The organism is Fusibacter sp. 3D3, from assembly GCF_001748365.1.
Lineage (GTDB): Bacteria > Bacillota > Clostridia > Peptostreptococcales > Acidaminobacteraceae > Fusibacter_A.
In genome coordinates this window covers 143,537-160,574 of the sequence record NZ_BDHH01000012.1, presented here as the reverse complement: position 1 = coordinate 160,574, position 17,038 = coordinate 143,537, and the positions used below count along the sequence as shown (strand labels likewise).

12 protein-coding genes are annotated in these 17,038 nt (G+C 39.1%); 4 read left to right on the top strand and 8 right to left on the bottom strand.

Annotated features, from left to right (window positions below):
• The 3 genes from F3D3_RS14635 to F3D3_RS14630 form a co-directional block, all read right to left on the bottom strand.
• Positions 1-477 (bottom strand): helix-turn-helix domain-containing protein (locus F3D3_RS14635; protein WP_175438388.1); only part of this gene is annotated, 477 nt, incomplete at its 3' end.
• A gap of 63 nt (positions 478-540) precedes the next feature.
• Positions 541-1,062, bottom strand: coding sequence for a DUF6431 domain-containing protein (locus F3D3_RS24190; RefSeq protein WP_175438246.1), 522 nt, complete (start codon positions 1,060-1,062; stop codon positions 541-543).
• A gap of 366 nt (positions 1,063-1,428) precedes the next feature.
• The gene (locus F3D3_RS14630; RefSeq protein WP_069871022.1) at positions 1,429-2,853 is read right to left on the bottom strand and encodes a transposase; all 1,425 of its coding nucleotides are present in this window, start codon (positions 2,851-2,853) and stop codon (positions 1,429-1,431) included.
• 108 nt (positions 2,854-2,961) lie between these two features.
• On the opposite strand from F3D3_RS14630, the gene F3D3_RS14625 reads away from it, so the two are divergent.
• Together F3D3_RS14625 and F3D3_RS14620 are read left to right on the top strand one after the other, a co-directional pair.
• Complete coding sequence (locus F3D3_RS14625; protein WP_069875061.1) at positions 2,962-3,945, top strand: hypothetical protein; 984 nt, start codon at positions 2,962-2,964, stop codon at positions 3,943-3,945.
• Positions 3,935-4,513 carry a hypothetical protein gene (locus tag F3D3_RS14620; RefSeq protein WP_175438387.1) on the top strand — a complete coding sequence of 193 codons (579 nt, stop codon included), beginning with the start codon at positions 3,935-3,937 and terminating at the stop codon, positions 4,511-4,513. Before F3D3_RS14625 ends, F3D3_RS14620 begins: the two co-directional genes overlap by 11 nt.
• Before the next feature lie 156 nt (positions 4,514-4,669).
• Here the strand turns inward: F3D3_RS14620 and F3D3_RS25055 are convergent, their stop codons facing one another.
• Both F3D3_RS25055 and F3D3_RS14610 read right to left on the bottom strand, forming a co-directional pair.
• Complete coding sequence (locus F3D3_RS25055) at positions 4,670-4,921, bottom strand: DUF3787 domain-containing protein (RefSeq protein ID WP_306455960.1); 252 nt, start codon at positions 4,919-4,921, stop codon at positions 4,670-4,672.
• Between the two features lie 87 nt (positions 4,922-5,008).
• The gene (locus F3D3_RS14610; RefSeq protein ID WP_069875056.1) at positions 5,009-5,932 is read right to left on the bottom strand and encodes a 4Fe-4S binding protein; all 924 of its coding nucleotides are present in this window, start codon (positions 5,930-5,932) and stop codon (positions 5,009-5,011) included.
• A gap of 267 nt (positions 5,933-6,199) precedes the next feature.
• Here F3D3_RS14610 and F3D3_RS14605 point away from each other — a divergent pair, with 267 nt between their 5' ends.
• The gene (locus F3D3_RS14605; RefSeq protein WP_139132102.1) at positions 6,200-7,351 is read left to right on the top strand and encodes a YibE/F family protein; all 1,152 of its coding nucleotides are present in this window, start codon (positions 6,200-6,202) and stop codon (positions 7,349-7,351) included.
• Positions 7,352-7,450: 99 nt separating this feature from the next.
• Positions 7,451-14,548, top strand: a complete 7,098-nt coding sequence (locus F3D3_RS14600; protein ID WP_069875055.1) for an S-layer homology domain-containing protein — start codon at positions 7,451-7,453, stop codon at positions 14,546-14,548.
• Positions 14,549-14,666: 118 nt separating this feature from the next.
• Here the strand turns inward: F3D3_RS14600 and F3D3_RS14595 are convergent, their stop codons facing one another.
• From F3D3_RS14595 to F3D3_RS14585, 3 genes are read right to left on the bottom strand one after another with little or no spacing between them, the layout of a single operon-like run.
• Positions 14,667-15,476: a MerR family transcriptional regulator gene (locus F3D3_RS14595; RefSeq protein ID WP_069875053.1), complete on the bottom strand. Its 810-nt coding sequence runs from the start codon at positions 15,474-15,476 to the stop codon at positions 14,667-14,669.
• 20 nt (positions 15,477-15,496) lie between these two features.
• Positions 15,497-16,252, bottom strand: a complete 756-nt coding sequence (locus F3D3_RS14590) for an ABC transporter permease (protein WP_084389072.1) — start codon at positions 16,250-16,252, stop codon at positions 15,497-15,499.
• Positions 16,224-16,976 (bottom strand): ABC transporter ATP-binding protein, encoded by a 753-nt coding sequence (locus tag F3D3_RS14585; RefSeq protein WP_069875052.1) that lies wholly within the window; start codon positions 16,974-16,976, stop codon positions 16,224-16,226. The genes F3D3_RS14590 and F3D3_RS14585 overlap by 29 nt, the downstream gene beginning before the upstream one ends.
• Positions 16,977-17,038 lie beyond the last annotated feature (62 nt).

The following is a 17,038-nucleotide window of genomic DNA, read 5'->3' as shown; positions in this document are numbered from 1 at the left end:
TTCATTGATATGAGGGCGTTCATAACGTCGCATGTCTTGATTGGTAGTGGTCTTTTGATGGATCGCAAGGTGCTTGATAAAGCGATTGACCGTTGATTCTGATAATTCAGAGGGTTTTATACTCCCRGTTTCTCGAAGCTGCCTGAAAATTGCAGCAGAAGACATACGCGGGTAGTTGGATTTAAGGTATTTAATCTGTTCTTGAAGCTCATCATCAAGTTTGCGAGACTTTCCCGTATCCGATCTAGAGGCAGGTAGTAGTGCGTCGAAACCGCCACGTTGATAACTGTTATACCAATGTTTAATGGAAGCGGGTGCAAAATGCTTAATGGTGCCCTTTGGGGTACTGACACCTTTACTTGAGGCATCACGAAAGAAAGCCTCCTTAGATTCGTATTGATCAGATAGACCAGAAATAAGTGGAGCGATGATAGAATAGCGCATCAAAGCGATTGCATGAGTTTGATCGTGAGTCATAGTATGTTCCTCCTTTAGAATTATCTTCATTATAGGAGCAAATATAAAGTTGGTCGTGTTAGGTTATGTGGGTTTTAGAAAAAGGAGATTAGGCGTTCGTTTAATCTGCATAAACTGGCGATTGAAGTTTGAAAAAGAGCGCTTTACTAAATTGTTTGAAGGGCAAAGAGGTAAAGAAGCAGCAAGGAGGCGGTTTAACCAATGACAGAGATATTGTTTAATAACATACCGAATATTGCTCTCATCGATAGAGGGCGTGTCTTCCATGATAGGCGTAAAGTCATCAGAGCGTTTATGGCAGTTTATAATACGAACTTGGTCATGGAGAGAGATCTGAGAATAAGGGACTATGGAGGCTAATAGAATGGCATGAGTTGTTTTACAAAATGAACAGATGACACGTCTGATGCGTAAGGTTACTGAAGCATCTTCATACTTAATATCACGGTTATAGTAACCATGAATAGACATGCATCCCGAATGGCCACAAATACATCCCAACTGATGATTCTGAAGATTATTTAGGACATTATCGTATAAAATTTGAGAAATAGGATTGCAATTATCCGTTAAAATCGTTATCATATGAATTGTTATAGACGAGGTCTATCTCCTCTCTGTAATGAGTTTCAGCAGAAGTCAAACTTTGGTCGGGGAGACTTCTGTTGTATGAATGAAACTTAATGTATTCATGATAACATAAGAAGTTAGCGAATAAAATAATTTGATGCATCATGCAACAGATTAAAATGTCCACTAACTTCTTTTATTTTGACTGAGATAGGGTTATTCAAAAGTAAATAATGTGCGGGATAACACTATATGAAAATTTTAATAGATCGTTGCGAAATAAAAACCAAAGTTATCCACAAGCAAAATTGAAATATCTAAAAAAGTTCAAAAAAAAAGCGCAACAGAATAAAGACTTACTCAATTTCGCAGTAAGTTATTCTATGCAACCATAGTTTTTATAGACAAATGACCAATGTTTAATTTACTTTTATGAATGATAATGAAAGCAATCAATTGTGTGATGCCAGCTAAAAAGATGTTTGATTTCAGGGTTAAGGTTTTATTGACTTTGGAAATATTGATTTGCATAAAGGATTTAAGTTGTGCGATGGTTCTTTCACAAACCGTTCTTATTTTGTAAAGATTGATCCATTCATTACTATTTCGAGGCATAGCAGCATTGAATCTGAAATTATGGTGAACAGTGATGTTTTTAATTCTTCCATATGGTGAATTGGTACAAGGATTATCACAATCAAGAATAACGGATTTTACTGAATCAGACATTGTAAGAGATCTTTTAGGGCAAATAAACTGAATACGATCTGCTCTATTGGCTCCTTTAATCACCCCAGCATAGGTCATTGGTAACTCAGGATCGTTGGGACAAGTAGGGATACCGTCTTCATTAAACAGGGGTTGAGGCAGCGTAGAATTATTTCGAGGATTAAGGTTGATGATAGGTATGATGCCTTTTTTGTAAAGATACGCATAATTATCAACTGCATCAAAGCCTGAATCCCCAAGAAAGTAGTTGAATTTAGAATCTGGGTGTAAATCGAAAAACGTTTCAAGTGAAGGGATAAGAGATTTAGCATCATATTCATCTTTGATTTCTTGAGGCGTAAGGTTAAGCTGTAGCGTATTGTCGGCATTATAAAAATTAATATCTCGAATTAATCCAAACCCGTTGGTAGCGAGGATGACCTTTTGATAGTATCCGAAATGCCCATTAAGATAAGTCAGTTTAGCTTCAGGGTTAGAAGAACTTTGTTTTGGCATCTTTGATTGGGCATATTTTTCTACATCAAAGGTCTTGTCGTACTTATGAGATTTAGCGTAAGTTTTAACGGTTTTAAGAATAGATTGATAGAATTTAGGGTTATTTTCCTTAACGTATAACTCGAAACCAGTTGTATCGGTAATGAGTATTTTGGCGAGGCGATCATCTGCATCTATTGCAAAATCAGAGGTAAAATCAACAAGATGATGAAACATTTCGAGGATTTGGTCATAAAAGAGAGTCTTGAACCTAGAAAACTGAGAGGGATGAGGTGCTCTGGAAAAGCCTAGAAATTTTCTAAAATCACTTGAAATGTTGATGATAAAAATGAGAGTGGAAATGGTAGGTAGACCGAGCAAGTTGTAAAAGATAAATGCTTTGAGCATACCTTCAAGTGGAAAATCTCTGTTTTTTCCAACATTAGAGTAGTAAACACTGTAGAAAGATTTTGGAATAACATCATCTGTGTCAATAAACTGGTTAAAAAGAGAAAAAAGTTGATCTGATTTGTATGAAGTGAGTTCATCAAACTCAGCATCAAGATCAAACAGGGAAACCTGATTAGAAGCAGAAATTAGCATTATTACCTTCCTTTCTTTTGAGTATGAGTTATCAACAGGAACACACCTTATTTATACCCAAAATGGAGGGTAATATGCTATTTCTATAAATAAAAGCAAGTATTTTCAATGCTTACAGAGTTTCGCAAGAAACTAGTCACCTATACCATAGGAGATAAAACTGTATATGATCAACCCATGTATGAAAGAAGCGAAGAACTGAATGACAAAACTGAAGCTGGAAATAATTATGCCTATAGAATTCCAGATAATCAGATTTTAGAAACTGCTCCAAGCTTCACCTTTACAATTACTGCAATAGATGTTGCTGGTTTACAAACAGTTTCAGAACCATCGACAGTCTCCATTATTCACAATTATCACGTAACAGTGGGACCACCTAGTAGTGCTGATGACCATACTCAATTAAAACCTGCCACACCTACTCAAGACAATAACACTGACAACAATACTGATGATTATACTGACAATACGCATGTAACAACGATCACTTCTACGATTAAGGAAGTCCTTGCACTTGAAAGCGACACAGAAAATATCACCGTTACAGGACAAATTGCTTATTTTGCAACAAATTATGCGCATCCAGTTATTCACGCTATCATTGATGGCACCCCTTATTCACTCTATATCTATGGCTCAGCACCTGCAGACTCTAAAATTGGGGATCTAGTAAAACTAACAGGTACTTACTCAATCCAGACTGGATTACCGATGCTTAGAGCAATTACCGCTAGAGAAATAGTAGGATCTAGTACTCAAGTGGCACCAGAAACAGTTACTATATCAGACCTAAAAACAAATGGGTTAAACATGCTCGGTCGATTTATTAAGATCAAAGACGTTACACTCGGCACTTATAGGGCATTCGGATTAACTGAAATTTCAGATGTCACTGGTAATATGAATATTTATAAAGCTGCTGCCTATCCAACACTTGTAGAAGCTGGTGATAAGGTTGATTTATATGCTACAGTTGCTTGTGATGGCTCAACCGTACAGTTAAACACGGGGACAAAAGAAGCCAACACCTATAATGTCTATGATACAATTAATGACACTACCCCCCCCCTTGGTTATCGTGCCAGATAATTTAGCCGAGGCTCAAACAAGTCAAGATTATTTTATTTCAGTTACTGCTAAAGACAATAAGGATATTCAAGATGTTACCATCACATATACCATTGCCAATAAAACTGTATCTGATCAACAAATGACTCAAAACACCTATAATGGCAATTATGATTATAGAATTCCGCAAGATCACCTTTTAGCAACTGTTCCAAATTTCACATTTACAGTTACCGCAACAGATGTAAGCGGTTTGAAAACAATTACTAAGATATCCACAATCACAATCAATGACAATCTTAAAATCACTACTATATCGCCCTCTCCTGACACTAGTACGGATTGTAAAACCCTTCCTATAGGTGTAACATTTATAAATGGTGGGGCTTCTCCAAAAATCACTTATACACTTAAAAACAACGGCGAAGAAATCATTACAGATAAAGAAATTCCCGTTAGGAGTGCAGGGATTGCCCTTGACGAATTAGGCCCACTCCCAGTGGGTAATTATACTGCAACGGTTAAGATTGTGCGATCAGAAGACGGCACAACGATGAGCCGAGAATGGCACTTTACAGTAACTGAATAAAACTTAAAAGCTTACTCTAAACAACTTTATACGCTTACAGCTGAGTACAGCGACGCTTTCAAACATATAAATAGAACGCCTTTGTTTTAATAAATTACTTTATTAAAACTTAAGCGTTCTTTTTAAATTATTTGTCATCCGTATTTTAAATTTATACTATTTGTGGTTTTCATCAACCCACGCTTTTGCAATTTCAACGGCTTCTTCAGATGGAATAGAAACACAAGACTCTTTCTCATAATGATCTATGTCTGCCCAAGCTTCAGTCGCACCGCCACCAAGTATTGAGGATAATCTTACGCCATTTGAATCATAAACAATGCGTTTATTTTGATATGAAATACTGTGTTCCGCCTTTTTCACTTTTTTCGTCTTTTTCGTATTTTTCGCCTTTTTCACTTTTTTCACTTTATTCACTTCCCTTCTAGTGCTCTTCTATATGGTATTGTTACCCCTTTATAAAAGAATTAAACAATAAACGAAAACGGTTCTCAATTAGATTTTTATTCTGTGTTTTTCTCTGCTCTCTCGTAAAAACAAATTCAGTTGCTTTGGCGTTTTCAGGGAATCTTCAAGCTCTGTTTTGTGGAATATAAATTTGGGGTCCGAAAAAACTTTTGCCGATGTTGGACATCGCTTGACGCAGGCACAACATTTAATACAAACACCTGTGATCAACGCGGGATGTTCTTGGTCTATAGCGCCCATTGGACATATATTGATACAAAGACCACAATCCGTACAGGCCTCTGTGGTTATAGGCTTGATCGTCCGAAAATCAAATAAATCACCGTTTGCATTCTTCGGCCTATAATAAGGTTTTAAGTCATCACGAATATAGGCTCCCCCTAATTGATCGAGTAGTCTCTGATTAAAAAAAACACGCTCTTTTTTTTCCGCTTCGTCACGCATTTGAACTTGCTGAATTTCATGAAGTGCCTCCGAAAATTGTCTCATCACTTTAACATCCTGCTCATTCGGTCTCCCCATAGCAAGTTTATCCGAAAAAGAATGCTCTCCAATAAAAGCGGCAGCTCCCAGAAGTGAAAACCCTTTTTCGTGTAATATGAGCCCAAGTTCATTGAGTGCAGAATCATAGTGTCTGTTGCCATAAAGCACAATTGGTACCGCATATGCTATTTTAGCCTTGGGTATAGAGCAAAGTGCATCAAGCGTTTTCAAAAGGATATTTGGGATTCTCCCCGCGTAGACAGGAACGCCTAAAAGGAGTACATCTGATTCTTGAACGTCTTCAAGAGCGGTCTCAAAAAAAGACGGAAAACTTAAACGCGATTCTGATCCTGTGAAATCATAAAATTGAATGGCTTCATCTGCTCTGTATCTTGAAAGCCCTCTACATACCGTTTCAATTGCAATTTTCGTAGTGCCTGTAGCACTAAAATAAAACCCTCTAATCATGATATCCCCTTTTCTTGTATTTATGCCTCGTATTTATGCTTTGTATTTAATCCTTATTTTATCATCTATGCCCTGTACTGACAAAGCTATTTGAATTTTGAGTAAAGTCATGTTAAATATTTGCGCAAATATTGTAAAGTCTTAACAAATAAGCTGTCTGAATATTGTAAATATTATTTTTTTTATATATTATGAGATAGGTACATATATAAACTTTTTTATATGCAATGTATCGCAAATTTAAACATTAAAAGGTAGGGGATCCATTTGAAAAAATTACAATATGCTTACATGTATAAAATCATCCCATTGGTGATGACTGCACTCATTTTATGCGCTGCAATATACTTGCTCAATACACCCGCTAAAGGTGAAATTCCCACTGCTGCAAGCAAACTGATCTTTGAAAAAGCACATGTCTCCAAACTCTTAACGGAAAACGCGTCGCCAGACTATTGGACTGAAGGGCTTCGATTGGGGACGCAAGAAGTCATCGTCACCATAGATAGCGGCGACTATGAAGGTGAAGAATTACACGTTACGAATTATTTAAACGCGTACGCAAATGTGGATCTTAAAGAGAGTACTCGAATTGTTGTCCGTCTTGATGTAGATGAACAGAATAATCCCTATATTGTCTATATTGCCAATTACGATCGAAGTATCGTCTTGATTGCGCTTGCACTCTTATTTGCAATATTACTCATCCTTTTAGGCGGTAAGAAGGGCATTTCGGCTCTGTTTGGGCTCTTATTTACAATTCTAAGTATTTGGTTTTTACTCATTCCACTTATACAGCGTGGTGTGCCTTCAATTCTTGCCTCTATTTTAATCGTTGCCATTACAACTGTTGTCTCTCTATTTTTACTCAATGGTTTTTCGCTTAAAACATTTTGTGCGACCTTAGGTTGTATTGGTGGGGTAACCATAGCAGGCCTTATGGCTTATATGACTGGGATTATGACGCCAATAAACGGTTTCAACATGATGGAAGCTGAGGAACTCATTCTACGCGCGTCTGACAGCGGTCTTAAAATCAGTGGCTTACTGGTCAGCGGCATCTTAATTGCCTCATTAGGCGCCGTTATGGATATCGCTTTAACCATCACTTCTGCCGTTTCTGAATTACACGATATGAACCCAAAGGCAAGTCGAAAGGTACTTTTTAAATCCAGTTTGAATATTGGGCGAGATGCCATGGGCACAATGGCAAATACACTTATACTCGCATTTGCAGGCGCTTCGCTAAATACACTCATTCTCTTTAGAGTCTTTGATTACCCTTACTTACAAATTTTTAACAGTGATATGATCGCTGTGGAAATCATACAAGGCCTTGCGGGTTCTATCGGCATCATCCTCACCGTTCCCTTTGTGGCCGCGCTTAGTGCCATGATGTACGCCAAAGCAGAAAAGTAATCTTTCTCAGTTGAATATGTTTGAGCCCTAATCTAATTGTTTTTTTGGGCGTTCAAACATACACATATAGCATTTTACACTAGAATTAAGGAGGAAAGCATGCGCATTAAATTCAAACGCTTTAAAGCAAAACAGTACGTAAGTTTATTCTTGGCTTTTGTGCTCAGTATTGGAACCACAAGTATACCTGTAAGTGCCGACAGTCCGTCGATCGCCAATCACGTGATCATCAGCCAAGTCTATGGTGGCGGTGGTAATTCTGGTGCACCTTACACAAACGACTTTATTGAACTCTACAATCCAACAAGTGCTGCAGTTGATTTGAGCAGTTGGTCTGTTCAGTACGCAAGCGCAAGCAGTACTTCATTTGCCGTTACGAATTTATCTGGCAGTATAGTCTCAGGTGGATACTACCTCATTCAGCAAAAAGCAGGGACTAGCGGAAATGGCACAGCACTTCCAACGCCAAATGCGACTGGAAGCACTGACATGAGCGGTACTAAAGCCAAAGTTGTCTTAGTCTCCAACCAAGACTCAGTGACCTCAGTGACGGACTCTGACATTGTGGATTTCGTAGGCTACGGGGCTGTTGCCACTGGTCACTATGAGGGTTCTGGTGCAACGCCAGCGCCAAGTAACACAACTTCAGTTATTCGAAAAACTGTCGGTGTTGACAGTGATGACAATGCTGCAGATTTTGAAACTGGACCGCCCAACCCAAGAAGTGGTCCACCCTCTATTGAAACTAAATGTGCAACCCCAACAGCAAGTATGCCTTCATGTGCAGTAACATCGGGTCAAGCCATTACCTTTACAACCACTACAGCAGATGCAGTCATTGAATATAATACCCTCTCAGCAGATGCCCCCGCACCGAATTGGACCTCTGGCAGCAGTGTTACAGTGACTGTTGATACGGATTATTACGTGCGTGCCATTAAATCTGGACTAGATGGCAGTAATGTTGAAAAATTTTCTTATACAGTAGACAACACAACCCCTGTAACAATTGAAACTGCCAAATTAGCTGCTTTAGATACAGAAAATATTAAAGTAGAAGGTGTCGTCACTTATATCAGTGGTAAAAATGTCTATATTCAAGATACGACTGGTGCTATATGCTTATACTTGACTTCAAATTCTGCCCTATTAAAAGTGGGCGATGAAGTCATTGCAATTGGTAAACGTGCCCTTTACAATAATCTTATCGAATTATCTGGGGTTATTGAACCCGCTGTATTCATCAAATCGCATGATCATGCGATTCCAGACAGAGGCATCACAACCATTGCAGATCTTATAGCGACCCCAACTGATAAAACGCTTGGCTACAATCACATGGGCGAGATTATTAAAGTAAACGCAGCAACACTGACAAATACGGCGTCTCTTTCACAAGAGGGTTCTGAATTAATCATTAATCCATCCGTCAACTTATCTCACTTTCCTGGTGTTTCCCTAGGCGATTCCGTGGATGTCACGCTTCGCATGTATGATGCCTCTGGCACTTTGAAAGCTGAAATCATTGATATGGTCAAAGCAGGCATGGCAAATCACCTTTTTGTCACAGCTTCTCCAGAATCCAGTTCTATTAAAAATGGTAGCAAAATAACTTTAAATTGTAATGAGCCTTCTGCACGTATCTACTACACTTTAGACGGTACTCATGTGACGTCAAGTAGTTCAGTTTACGTAGATCCAATTACCATTAATGGCAATATTGGCGATAAAGTAACTTTAAAAGCTTTTGCCACAGCAACTGGAAAAGTTGACAGCACAACAATGAGTGCAGAATATACAATTAAAGATCCTAATGTCGCTTCTACCATTAAAGAAGTCTTAGAACTGCCTTCTGAAACTAAAGATATTATCGTCACAGGACAGATCGTCTATTTTGCAACTGGTTTCTCTAATCCAGTCATTCAATCCGTCATCGATGGTAAAACCTATTCACTGTACGTCTTTGGTGCTGCGCCAACGGGTGCTCAAATAGGGGATCAAGTTGAATTTACTGGGACCTATACCCTCTACAGTGGTTTACCTGAACTTAAAAACATCACCGCTTCAAAATTATTGAGTTCTGACACGCCAATGGCACCAGAAACAGTTACAATAGCTGACCTTAATGCCAATGGTTTAAATATGCTTGGCAGATATATTAAAATAAAAAATGTCACCCTTGGTGAATATAAAGCCTCTGGTTCAACGACAATCACAGATGCAACAAGTTCTATTAATCTCTACAAAGCCACTCCATATCCAGCACTTGTGGAGCAAGGTGAAGTGGTCGATTTATATGCCATGGTTGCTTGCTATAATACAACAGTTCAGTTGTACGTTGGTACAAAGGACGCGAATGGTTATAACGTCTACGATGTGGTCAACGACATTAAAAGCCCTTTAGTGACCTTGCCCGATAGCTTTTTAGAGGCTAAGACAAACCAAGATTATACCATTTCAGTCACTGCAGAAGATAATAAAGATATTCATTCCGTCAGCATTAGCTATGTTATCGGTGATCAGACGGTATCTGATCAACTGATGACTCAAAATACAACTACTAAGAAATATGAATATAGTATTCCAAGTGCTCAAATTATAGCCACTGTTCCAAATTTCACATTTACAATTACTGCAACGGATGTAACGGGTTTAAAAACCGTTTCAAATCCAATTACAGTCACGATTGATGACAAACCTCAAGTAACCGCTGTCACACCTGCTCGCAACAGTAGCACAGGCGACGAGAAGGCACCTACTATTTCTGTATCACTTGAAAATGCAGGGGCATCACCTACTGTTACTTTGACACTTAAAAAAGACAACGTAAACCTCATTACAGATCAAGCCATGACTAAAACGGATCAGACGACCTCTAACACTTACAGTTATAAACCAAATACGCTTGTAGATGGCAGTTATACTGCAACGGTTACGATTGTACGTTCAGAAGATACCAAAACTAAAGTCGAATCTTGGCTCTTCACAGTGGGCGAATCCAAATACAAAGCTTATTTTGGACAGCTCCACGCACATACCGCGGAGTATTCTGATGGTTCTGGCACACTTCAAGACGGTCTGAACTATTTAACGCACATCCCTGAGAGCGACAATGTAGATTTTGTCTCATTTACAGATCACTCCAACTACTTTGACACTAAAGATTCAGCCAATCCAGCTGAAGCGCTCAATGACAAAAGTAAAATGACTGCTGAAAGTCTTTTAAAATGGGAAACCTACGTTTCTGCTATGGATACTTTCAATCAAAGTCACGCGGGTTCACTATTGGCTTTTTCTGGATTTGAAATGACATGGTCTGGCGGTCCTGGCCATATCAATACTTTCAATTCAACAGGTCTTGTGAGCCGTAACAACACATCGCTTAACAGCAAGACTAACGATGCTGGCATGAAAGCATACTACGAAACCTTAATTCAAAATACAGATCCACTTGCAAACTTATCACAATTTAACCACCCTGGAAAAACATTTGGTACATTTTCTGATTTTGCTTACTGGTCACCCGCATATGATAACAAAATGGTCGCTGTTGAAATCGGTAACGGTGAAGGTGCGATCAACTCTGGCGGTTATTTCCCGAGCTACAGTGAATACACCAAAGCACTTGATAAAGGGTGGCATGTTGCCCCTACAAATAACCAAGATAACCACAAAGGCAATTGGGGTAATGCGAACACTTGTCGTACCGTCATCATCACTGATAATTTCAATGATGATGGGTTGCTCACTGGTCTTAAGAATATGTCTGTCTATACAACAGAAGATAAAAATCTCAATATCAATTATACAGTTAACGACCTTATGATGGGCAGTATTATCAGTGAAATTCCGACGACACCTTTAAAGTTTGCCATCGACATTGACGATCAAGATTTAACAGACACCATTTCAAAGATAGAAGTCATCACCAATAGTGGTCGTGTTGCAAAAAGTCAAACTTTCACGAGCAATGTTGCCAATTGGGCTTTCGAACTACCCGCTGTTCAAGGTTATTACTATGTCCGCGTTACTCAAGCAGACAAAAATATTGCTGTAACCGCACCAGTTTGGATTGGACAAGCACCACTTGTTGGCATCAGTTCTGTCAATACAGAAACTAAAATGCCCATTACAGGAGAACCGCTTAAACTCACCACCACACTCTTTAATAATGAAAAAAGTGCTGTAACGCTTAACTCCATTCAGTATGCTCAAGGTGATACAGTCCTTTATACTGAAAACCTTAACAAAGAAATCGTTTCAGCAGGCACAGCAACACATGCGTTTGATTACACCCCAGCTGCCGCTGGCAATACGTTGCTAACAACCACCGCAACTTTCACAATAAACGGACAAGAAAAAACATTTACCTCTAATGTTGACCTTAATGTCCGTGCAAGTGAAAATCTTGTTTACGTGGGCATTGATGCCAGTCATTACAACGAGTATGTAGATGGAAATTACAAAGACAGCATGGGGAATTTCACCAACATGGCCGTCGATTATAACGTCCGTGTCGTTGAACTCCGCACAAGCGAAGCCTTAATTGAAGCTACAAAAAATCCAAAATACGAAATGCTCGTTTTAACACCGCCCACACGTCGAAATGGTACTGCCTTTTTATTGGGCTACAAAAACTACACTGATGCTGAAATAACGGCAATTTCCGAATTTTCAAAATCAGGTAAAACCGTCATTATCACGGGATGGGGCGACTACTATGAAGGCTATACAAAGTATTCGGATGGTACCACGTACACTTTGCCTGCAGATGATCAAATGTCAGCACAGCAAAATAAACTGTTAGCTGCTCTTGGCTCAACCCTCCGCGTCTCTGATGATGAAATCAAAGATGATGTACAAAATGGGGGTCAGGCGCAAAGACTGTACCTTACCAATTATGATCTGTCGAATCCTTTCTTATCTGGTGTTAAACCAGCAGAGCAAGTCTACTCCAATTATGGAGGTTCCACAATATATGCTGTGGGCGCAGAAGGTAAGCCAAGTGAAATATTATCATCTAGTGTGAGCCCAATGGTATTTGCTTTTGAAACCAGCTACTCTTCAGACGATGATAAAGATGGTACAACTGGCATTGATGGTGTATCCGTTCCAAAGTACGACAATAAATACCTCGTAGCAGCTTCAGAAACGGTTACACATAGTGGCGGTGTTAATTCTACCGTTATCGTGGCTGGATCTGCATTTATGAGTAATTTTGAAATTCAAGCGACAATGGATAGTTATGCCACACCTCAGTATAGCAACTACACCATTTTAGAAAATGTGATCCAAAAAGTTAATCCACAACTCATTACAGATATTTCAAAGGTTCAAGCTGCTCTTGAAGGAGAGTCTTTCACCATTCGCGGAATCGCAACCTCTAATGCTTCTGCATACGATAAAAACACTGCATTCTTCGATTGTATCTATGTTCAGGACAGCACTGCAGGTATCAATGCCTTCCCCGTTTCTGAAAACATTAGGGCAGGTCAAACTGTAGAAATTACAGGTAAAACAAGCTCTTACAACGGCGAACAACAAATTGCTGTAGAAAAAATAAAAGTGATCGATGAAACCCTAAAAACATTGCCAACCCCTATTCACTTGACAACTGCACAAGCTAAAGATGGCAGTCATTTAGGCAGTTTAGTCACCGTAAATGGCACGGTTACTTCCATAACCACCCCTAACGGTGTTGTTGAGAGCATTTATATTAAAGACAGCTCTAACACAATCTGTCGCATTTTCATCGATGGTTATATTACCAGTACGAAGACCATCGAAAACTTAGCTGTTGGCTCAAGCATCGTTGCAACTGGACTCTCATCCATCGACACCGAGGGCGCACGTATTCGCATACGCGATAGAGCTGATATCGTTTTAGACAATAGTTCTGGTGGCGCCTCAAAGGACGATAAAGATGATAAACCCACCAACACAAATACAGGTACAAGCACTGGTCCTAATACCAACACACAGACAAGTTCTAAGACAGAAGATGTCTCTAACACTGAGACTACAACAACTTCAACAACTGTGACAGGTAAAACGCAATCACCAGATCACATCAAGGCATCCATTTCAGACACCACCGCCACAGACCTCATCGCAGGTGCAAAAAAAGCGGAGACAGCAGGTAAAAAATCTGTCATTGAAATTAAAATGGATACCACTCAAAAGGAAAATACAGTTGAAGTGGTCATCACTAAGGAGTCCTTCAATAAGATTGCCACAGAGACTAAAGCTGAAATGAAAGTCAGCACAAATGTCGGCGCTCTTAAATTTAATCAAGAAGCTGTGAAGCATATCAACAATTCAGCTGCAGAAGGTGACGTCAGTATAAATATTTCTAAAGTTGATCCAAAGACGCTTTCAAATGAGATGCGTGATGCTGTCAGCGACAGACCTGTCTATGACTTTTCGGTCAATGTCGGCGAGAAAAAAATTGCTTCATTTGGCGCAGGTAGTGCTGAAATAAGCGTGCCGTATACACTTCAATCCGGAGAAGACCAAAATGCAGTCGTCGTATACTATGTAGATGACACTGGTATGCTTCAACCGATAAGAGGTAATTACAATGCTTCTACTGGCACAGTCGACTTTATGACAACGCATTTCTCCACTTATATGATCGGTTACAACAAAAAAACTTTTACAGATGTCAATACCTCAAGTCCATATTATAATGCCATATCAAACCTTGCTGCTCGTGGCATCACCGCGGGTACATCAGAAACCACGTTTAGTCCAAATGCATCCCTAACAAGAGGGCAATTTATCGTCCTTATGATGAATGCTTATGGTATATCACCAGATGCAAATGCCACAAACAATTTTGCAGATGCGGGTAACACGTACTATACAAATTATCTTGCAACCGCTAGACGCCTTGGCATTGCAAGTGGGGTAGGCGATAATAAGTATGCACCAAATGCATCCATCAGCAGACAAGATATGTTCACACTGCTTTACAATGCACTTGGCACACTGAATGAATTACCTGAAAAAACACCGACAATTGCTATCACCCAATTTAGTGACACCTCCACAGTTGCATCTTATGCATTCATGCCTACAAAGACTTTTGTAGAAAGAGGTTTAGCTTCAGACCATAATGGCATGATTGAACCAAAAGCATTAGCGACAAGAGCTGAAATGGCAGAACTCCTCTACAATCTGCTCTTAATCCAATAAAGCACTTTCTAAAATAGCACTTGATTCAATCAAGATAAGCCACACCAATGCTATCATTAAAAACAAAGGGATGAAGGTTTAAATCTTCATCCCTTTGTTTCATTTATTTTATATGCCTTTATATTTTTTTCACCGGAATTTGAAGTTCAGTAAGCCATTCATTTTCGTCTTCCTTATTCCAAATACCGTCAATATAAGACTCACGCGGCAACCCTCCCACCACATACGCATTCGTCTCTATCCATGAAAAAGCAAATGCATACGCATCGGGTAGTGTAGTATATGGGCCCTTATGCATCACACATAAGGCATTTTCCACGGCATCTATCTTCTTATACTTAACTTTTTCAGAATCTTCACAGTACGCCACAACAGCTTCACAAACTTCTAAATCAATCTCACTTTCTTTGTACTCGCCATCATGATAAATATTGAAGCAATACTCTGGTACTGCACATACGGCACCCTTTTCTCTCATTTCTTCTCCCATTTTAGGAATAATATCAAAGTAAGACTCATAATTAGGAGCGATTAACCGCATAGAAGCCACAATCACTTCTGGTAACGCTTTGATTACAGGTGAATAATTCATATTCTGCTCTCCTCTTAAATACCTCGAATAATTTTGAAGCCGACTGAGCTTAGAAGTTTCTTCTTTAATCTTAATCTCAATTTCCTTTTCCTTAAGTGTTAAAAAAACATCTATGCCCTTCTGTTGATCTATCAACTCTTGAATCTCTTGAAGACTAAGTCCTAATTGTTTAAGCGCAATGATTTTATTGAGCCTGAGCAGTTCTGCACTGCCATAATAGCGATAACCCGTCTGTTGATCCACAAAAGCAGGTTTTAGAAGGCCTATCTCATCATAGTGTCTCAACGTCTTGGTGGTAACTCGATTCATCTTTGAAAATAGTCCAATTTGAAACATGGGCACACATCCTTATCGGCTTAAGATTCATATTCGTATTTAAAAGTTCTTACTGCTATAATCATACCCAAAATCGCAGTAAAAATCAAAATCCAAATTGCATTCATAGAATCTGTTTGCCATTCACCCAAAGAAGTCGCTTTCAAAAGTTTTATGCCTTGTGTCAGCGGCATAATGTCTGCGAAAAACCGAAGCCCCTTTGGCATGAGTTCGTAGGGAATCGTCGCACCCGATAAAAAGAACATGGGAAAATAGAAAAGCGTACACAGCATATTAGCGATTTTTTCAGATTTGGCTATACTTGCAATCATAGCGCCAATGGCATAGATTGCCACCATGAGTAACCCATAGGACAATATAAACAAAACCGGATTGCCAATCATTCTATAACCAAAACCGAAAACCGCTATGCCCACCACTGCCACACTTGAAATAATCGCATAGGTCATATTATTGAGAAATTGCGCTAAAATCAATAGTAGTGGCGATGCAGGCGATGCTTTGAATCTTTTTAATATTTTCTTTTCTCTGTATCCCGAAAGTGTTAAAGGGACCCCCATGAGCCCCGTTGCGCAGATGCCTACAGTCAGTACCGCTGCAACAGATTGCTGCAAAAGCGTATAAGGTGCGTTTTCATAAGCGAGTTTATCCCCATAGAGTATGCCCAGTAAAAGCATAATGCCAATGGGGAGAAAAATTCCAAAGAGGACACCCGAAAATTCTCTAAATGCAAGTTTAAATTCTGTTTTATAAAATATCAAAAGCGACTTCACCATGAATCATCTCCTTCTCATCGATAAAATACAAATAAGCTTCTTCTAAATTCTGCATGCCTGAAAGTGCAATAATATCTTGTGGCGTACCCGAGGCCACCGAAACCCCATGATTGATAATATTCACTTCATCACAAAGTGCCATGACTTCATCCATATAATGCGATGTTAGAAAGATCGTCAAGCCGTTTTGATTCAGTTTTTTTAACAGTGTCCAAACTTCACGTCTGGCCTTAGGATCAAGTCCCGTGGTGAGCTCATCTAAAAATACCATTTCAGGTTTCTGAATCAGTGCCAGTAAAACAGACAGTTTCTGCCTTTCTCCACCTGAAAGTGAAGCCACATAATGTCTGGATTTTGCTTCTAAATTGAATTGCTTGAGCAACCCACGCCAATCATCTGGACTTTTATATAGTGCCGAAATCATTTCACATATTTCATAAACTTTAATGCGCTCTGGATAAAAACTAGATTGAAATTGAACGCCTACACGTTGATAGAGCTTTTTTCTATCTTTTGTTGGCGATAACCCTAAAACCGTGATTTCACCTTTTAGATAGGGTTTCATGCCTAAAACACAGTCAATTGTCGTGGATTTTCCCGCACCATTTGGTCCTAAAAGACCATATATTTTGCCTGCTTCCACCTTTAAATCAAGATCATTCACAGCGGTTAAATCCTTGTATTGCTTTACAAGACCCTTTACTTCAAGTGCTATTTTGCTCATATTTATCACCTCTCACTTTAAGTCTAAAGGTTCCCCTAAGGTTAAAGTCAAGTACTCCATTT